9 protein-coding genes are annotated in these 5,265 nt (G+C 70.2%); 7 read left to right on the top strand and 2 right to left on the bottom strand.

Annotation, left to right across the window (positions count from 1 at the left end; genetic code table 11):
- From WA805_RS05730 to WA805_RS05715, 4 genes are all read left to right on the top strand, one after another.
- On the top strand, positions 1–238 hold a 238-nt coding region (locus WA805_RS05730; protein WP_425241818.1), incomplete at its 5' end, for an ABC transporter C-terminal domain-containing protein.
- A gap of 177 nt (positions 239–415) precedes the next feature.
- On the top strand, positions 416–1,042 hold the full coding sequence (locus WA805_RS05725; protein WP_422285714.1) for a DUF6230 family protein: 627 nt from the start codon (positions 416–418) through the stop codon (positions 1,040–1,042).
- Positions 1,043–1,045: 3 nt separating this feature from the next.
- The gene (locus WA805_RS05720; RefSeq protein ID WP_422285715.1) at positions 1,046–1,456 is read left to right on the top strand and encodes a DUF6114 domain-containing protein; all 411 of its coding nucleotides are present in this window, start codon (positions 1,046–1,048) and stop codon (positions 1,454–1,456) included.
- Positions 1,453–2,196, top strand: coding sequence for a hypothetical protein (locus WA805_RS05715; RefSeq protein ID WP_422279586.1), 744 nt, complete (start codon positions 1,453–1,455; stop codon positions 2,194–2,196). The genes WA805_RS05720 and WA805_RS05715 overlap by 4 nt, the downstream gene beginning before the upstream one ends.
- A gap of 12 nt (positions 2,197–2,208) precedes the next feature.
- Here WA805_RS05715 and WA805_RS05710 read toward each other — a convergent pair whose 3' ends face one another.
- On the bottom strand, positions 2,209–2,769 hold the full coding sequence (locus WA805_RS05710; protein ID WP_422279588.1) for a MarR family winged helix-turn-helix transcriptional regulator: 561 nt from the start codon (positions 2,767–2,769) through the stop codon (positions 2,209–2,211).
- A gap of 53 nt (positions 2,770–2,822) precedes the next feature.
- Between WA805_RS05710 and WA805_RS05705 the strand changes: the two genes are divergently transcribed.
- From WA805_RS05705 to WA805_RS05695, 3 genes are read left to right on the top strand one after another with little or no spacing between them, the layout of a single operon-like run.
- Positions 2,823–3,623 (top strand): methyltransferase domain-containing protein, encoded by an 801-nt coding sequence (locus WA805_RS05705; RefSeq protein WP_422323264.1) that lies wholly within the window; start codon positions 2,823–2,825, stop codon positions 3,621–3,623.
- A 49-nt stretch (positions 3,624–3,672) separates the two neighbouring features.
- A complete protein-coding gene (locus WA805_RS05700; protein WP_425238920.1) occupies positions 3,673–4,158 on the top strand; it encodes a cysteine dioxygenase in 486 nt (161 codons plus the stop codon).
- Positions 4,155–4,640 (top strand): rhodanese-like domain-containing protein, encoded by a 486-nt coding sequence (locus WA805_RS05695; RefSeq protein ID WP_422285719.1) that lies wholly within the window; start codon positions 4,155–4,157, stop codon positions 4,638–4,640. Before WA805_RS05700 ends, WA805_RS05695 begins: the two co-directional genes overlap by 4 nt.
- A gap of 113 nt (positions 4,641–4,753) precedes the next feature.
- Here the strand turns inward: WA805_RS05695 and WA805_RS05690 are convergent.
- Positions 4,754–5,265: TetR/AcrR family transcriptional regulator (locus WA805_RS05690; protein ID WP_425241817.1), on the bottom strand; the 512-nt coding region annotated here is incomplete at its 5' end.

Here is a 5,265-nt window from a genome sequence, read left to right as displayed (position 1 = left end):
TGACGGCCTGGCCCCCGGCTCGGCGGCCGAGCGTGCCGCCCGCAAGGAACTGCAGCGCCTGGAGCGGCAGATCGAGCGCGCCGCGGCCCGGGAGGACGTGCTGCACACGGAACTGGCCGCGAACGCGACGGATTATGAAAAGCTCACCGAACTCGGCGCCGAGCTGCGTACCGTGCAGGCTGAGAGGGCGGTCCTCGAAGAGCGCTGGCTCGAGGCCGCGAGCGCTCTCGAATTGTGACCTTTTGTTAGAAGTCTTGTTTCCCTGAAGCGCTTGACGGCTACTTTACTGGAGAGTAACTTCCCTGCAATGCAGGGTGTGCCGCACCTCATTCGCACCCAGTTAACCCGTCATCGGTGCCGGGCATCGCGATCCCGCCGCGGACATGTGCACCATGGAGCCCCGAAAGGGAACGCCATGTCGGTTGAACACAGCAGGATTGGGCGGCATGAGGCGCCGCGCGCGGCCAGGCCCCAGGCGAAGGGCAAGATCAAGTGGCGGCGGTTCGCGATGGCGGCCGTGCCGGCCGGCGTGGTCGCGGGCATCCTCGTCGGGCTGACCGCGCAAGGCGCGATCGCGTCGAGCATCTCGGTGTCCGGCCAGGAGTTCCTCGTCACCGCCACCCAGCTGACGGGGACCGGTTTCGAGCAGTTTGGCAGCTCGCTCAGCCAGGGCAACGGGACCCAGCCGGTCATCGTCTCCGCCATTCACCACGCCACGCTGTCCAACCTCTGCCAGAGCGTCAAGGTCGGCCCCGTCATCCTGCGGCTGACCGCGGGCGGCGGCGGCAACGACGTGAGCGCGGACAACCTGATCGTCGACGCCAGCGGCCAGACCGGCAGCCAGGCGGTGTTCAAGAACATCACGATCGGCCAGGACGCCGGGACGCTCACCGAGGATCCGGGCACCGCGGGTCAGGCCGGCGGGTTCGGGCAGCAGGCCGACTCGATCACCATCGACAACCTGGTGCAGCACACCTGGCTGACCACGGCAGGCACGTTCACGCTGCCCGGGCTCAGCATCGGGTTCGGTGGGAGCTGCTGAGCCATGACGAAGCGCGAGCGCTTCCGGGCATGGCGGCGCACCCGCCCTTTCACGGGCGGTCTGCTGCTTCTGCTCGCCGGCCTTGAGCTGCTGCTGATCCCGCTCGGCGGCGACCTCGGCCACGGCGCGATCAAGCTGGTTATCTATATCGGGATCGGCGGGGTGTTCGGTGTACTGATCGGGCTGCTGCTGATCGCGGCGGGGATCATGATCTGGGTCAACCCGCTGCACCGGGTCTTCTACGGGATCGCAGGCATCGTCCTCGGCATCGTTTCGTTCCCGACGTCCAACCTCGGCGGTTTCTTCATCGGCATGCTGCTCGCCATGGTCGGCGGCGCGATCGCGTTCGCCTGGGAGCCAGGAGAGCCGGAGGAGGCCGTGGAGCAGAGCGCGGAACCGGCGGCGATGCAGTGAGACGACCGCTCACGGTCACCGCGCTGTCGCTCGCGCTGGTGGCCGGGATTCTCGGTACCGTGGGCGCGGGAGGTGCCAGTGCGGCGACGCGGTCGCAGCCGGCCCAGACGTGCATCCTGGGCATCTGTTTCGGCCCCACGTCCTCGCCGACTCCGGCGCCGTCGGCGTCCTCCTCAGCGTCGCCTAACCCGCTCCCGCTGCCCTCGGTATCGCTACCGGTGGGGACCTCGCTGCCGGCCGGCCCGTCCGCCAGCGGAACCGCGAAGGCGAACGGCAAGAAGGCGGCGCAGAAGAACGCCAGCGCGGACCCGGGCCTGGTAGCGTCGGCGGCCACCGAGGTGCTCACCGCCGGCTCGGCCACCCTGGCTCACTTCGCCTACGCGGGCAACGTCACCCTGCCGGCCGGGGGCGGCGGGTCCGTGTCGATGATGAAGTTCACCGCGGACTCCATCACGCTGGCCGGCGGCGTGACCGACACGGTCGCGCAAGGGGGGACGACGACCGTTACGTCAAGCCCGACGCTCGCGTTCAGCGGCGGGGTTACCCTCTACGCGACCAAACTGACCGGTTCGCTGCTCGGCGTCCCGCTGACGTTCACTCCGTCCACCGTCAGCGCGGTGCTGCTGACCATCGCGAGCGTCCTCACGAGCAGCGCGACCATAACGATGACGAACGTGACCACGGACCAGCCGATCGTCATCGCGGGCGCCCTGCAGACCGGCCAGTTGTCCATCGGCTGACCCGGACTAGCGCTAGCGGCCGGTCGCGTCGAACGGGGCGAGCAAGGTACGCAGCAGGCTGGCCAGCGTCCCGAGCTCGCCGGCGTCGAGGCCTGCCAGCAGCGACTGCTCCCGGTTGAGCAGGTCGGTGAGCGCCGCGTCGACGGCGGCCTCGCCCCGCTCGGACAGCGTCACGAGCACGCCCCGCCGGTCCCGCGGGTCGGGTTCGCGGCGCACCAGGCCGGCCGCGGCGAGACGATCGATCCTGTTGGTCATGGTGCCCGACGTGACCAGAGTGGCGCGCAGCAACGCTCCGGGAGTGAGCTGGAATGGTGGCCCGGCACGGCGCAGCGCGGACAGCACGTCGAACTCCCACGCCTCGAGGCCATGGCCGGCGAACGCGCCGCGCCGCGCGATGTCCAGGTGCCTGGCCAGCCGCGAGACCCGGCTCAGCACCTGCATCGGCTCGACGTCCAGGTCCGGCCGCTGCGCCCGCCACGCGGCCACCAGCTCATCGACCTCGTCGCGCGGTTCGCCGTCCGCCGCGGACGCCGACGCCGCGCCTGCCCGCTCCTCGTCTGCGAGTCGCCCCATTGGCACAGCGTATCTCTTGACGTCAAGATGCTTGATTTGGTGGGATGACGGGCATGTGGGACGCCCAGCAGTACCTGCGGTTCGGCGGCGAGCGAGCCCGGCCGTTTTTCGACCTGATCGCCAGGATCGGCCCGGCCGAGCCCGGCTACGTCGCCGACCTCGGCTGCGGCCCGGGGAACCTCACCCAGGTGCTCGCGCAGCGCTGGCCGGACGCCGAGGTCATCGGCGTGGACAACTCAGCGGAGATGATCGCCGCCACCTCGTCGGCGGTGGAAGACGGCCGCCCGCGCTTCGTGCTCGCCGACATCCGCGACTGGCGGCCAGCGCGGCCGCCGGACGTGCTGGTCTGCAACGCGGTGCTGCAGTGGGTGCCGGACCACGACGACCTGCTGCTGCGCTGGGCCGACCTGCTCGCGCCCGGCGGCTGGCTCGCGTTCCAGCTGCCGGGGAACTTCGACCAGCCGAGCCAGGTGATCGTCAGGGAGCTGGCCGGGTCCCCGCGATGGCGGCCGCTGCTCGCCGGGGTGAAGCTGAATCGCCAGGCCGGCGACCCGGAAGAGTACGCGGAGCTGCTCGCGCGACCTGGCTACGAGGTGGACGCCTGGGCGACGAGCTATGTGCACATCCTGGAGAACCCCAGGGACGGCGCGGCGCACCCTGTGGTCGAGTGGGTCAAGGGCAGCGCGCTGCGGCCGGTGCTCGCCGCCCTCGACGCGGAGCAGGGCGAGGCGTTCCTCACCGAGTACGGGGAACGGGTACGGCTGGCGTATGAGCCGCGTACGTTCGGAACACTGTTCTCATTCCGCCGGGTGTTCACGGTGCTGCACCGGCGCGCGGACCCCAGCCCCAGCTAATCCGGCAATTCCAATTGAGTTACTAGAGAATTCGTGCCATGATCGTCTCGTGCAACGAAGCAACGTCACCGAGCAGGGGACCCTCAGCCCGAAGCAGCTCGCCGCCGAGGTACGGCGGCTGACCGCCACCCCGGCGGAGTGGGTGGCCCGCGTGCGGCTCGACCCCGAGGGACGCTGGTACGAGCGAATACACACGGCCGACGGCTACGAGGTGTGGCTGATCAGCTGGCTGCCCGGGCAGTCGACGGGATTCCACGACCACGGGGGCTCGGCGGGGGCGTTCGGCGTGGTGTGGGGAGCGCTCGACGAGTGCGTAGTGCCTGGCGGCAGCAGCCCGGCGCTGGTCAGCAAGGTGGCGTCCGGCGACGTGCGGGCCTTCGGCCCGCGCTACGTGCACGACGTGCGGAACTCCGCGACGGGCTCGGTCGCGGTCAGCGTGCACGCCTACTCGCCGCCGCTGTCGGCGATGACGAGATACGACCTGTCGCCGGGCGGGCTCGTCGTGGCCGCGACCGAAGGAGAAGAGGACTGGTGACGCAGCGACCGGACGGCGCGCAGACGATCGGCGAGATCCTGGCGGCCGCGCGCGCCAGGCTAGCGCGGCTGACGCCGGCGGAGGCGTTCGAGGAGTTCTGCGCGGGCGCGACGCTGATCGACATCCGGCCGGCGGGGCAGCGCGCCGCCGCGGGCGAGGTCCCCGGCTCCGTGGTGGTGGAGCGCAACCACCTGGAGTGGCGGTTCGACCCGGAAAGCGACGCGCGGCTGCCGTGGGTGACCGGCTACGACCTGCGGCCCATCGTGATCTGCGAAGCGGGATACACGTCGAGCCTGGCCGCCGTCGCACTCCAGGAACTCGGGCTGGACGCGACGGACGTGATCGGCGGCTACGCTGCCTGGGCAGCCGTCGGCCTGCCCACGGCGCGGCCAGAGGAGTGCGCCGCCGTGGTGGCCCCAGGCGCCTCTCCGGCCGTGGTTCTCACGCCAGAATTCGCCAGAACGAGCGGTTGCGACTCTTAGCCGCTCGTTGCCGCCGTAACGTTTCCCGGAACCGTGCGGCAGGCCCTCGAGCCCGCGCAGCTGTCGATCTGGGTGAAAGACGGGGGTTAAGACCGCTCTCTGGCGGTCCTTCCTCAGGCCTGGGCGTCCAGCTGGGACAGGCCGTTCCAGGCCAGGTCGATCAGGTTCGTGGCCACCTGCTCGACCTTGGGCTTGCGCGCATCCAGCCACCACTGGCCGGTGAACGCCACCATGCCGACGAGCATCTGGGAGTACATCGGGGCCAGCTTCGGGTCCCTGCCGCGGGACTTGAGGAAGTCGGCCATGATGTACTCCACCTGGCCCGCGATGTCGGACAGCAGCGTGCCGTACGTGCCGGTGGTGGCCCCGGGGCTCGAGTCACGGACCAGGATGCGGAACCCGTCGGCGTTGTCCTCGATGTAGCGGAGCAGGGTGACCGCGGCCGCCTCGAACTTGGGCCGCGACTGCTTGCCGTCGAGCAGCGTCATGGTGATCGTGGTGAGCCGCTCCACCTCACGGTCCACGACGACCGCGTACAGGCCTTCCTTGCCGCCGAAGTGCTCGTACACCACCGGCTTGGAGACGCCCGCCTGGGCGGCGATTTCCTCGATCGAGGTGCCCTCGA

The sequence above is a fragment of the Trebonia sp. genome, assembly GCF_049794275.1.
Taxonomy (GTDB): domain Bacteria; phylum Actinomycetota; class Actinomycetes; order Streptosporangiales; family Streptosporangiaceae; genus Trebonia.
This window is presented reverse-complemented; position numbering and strand designations above follow the sequence as displayed.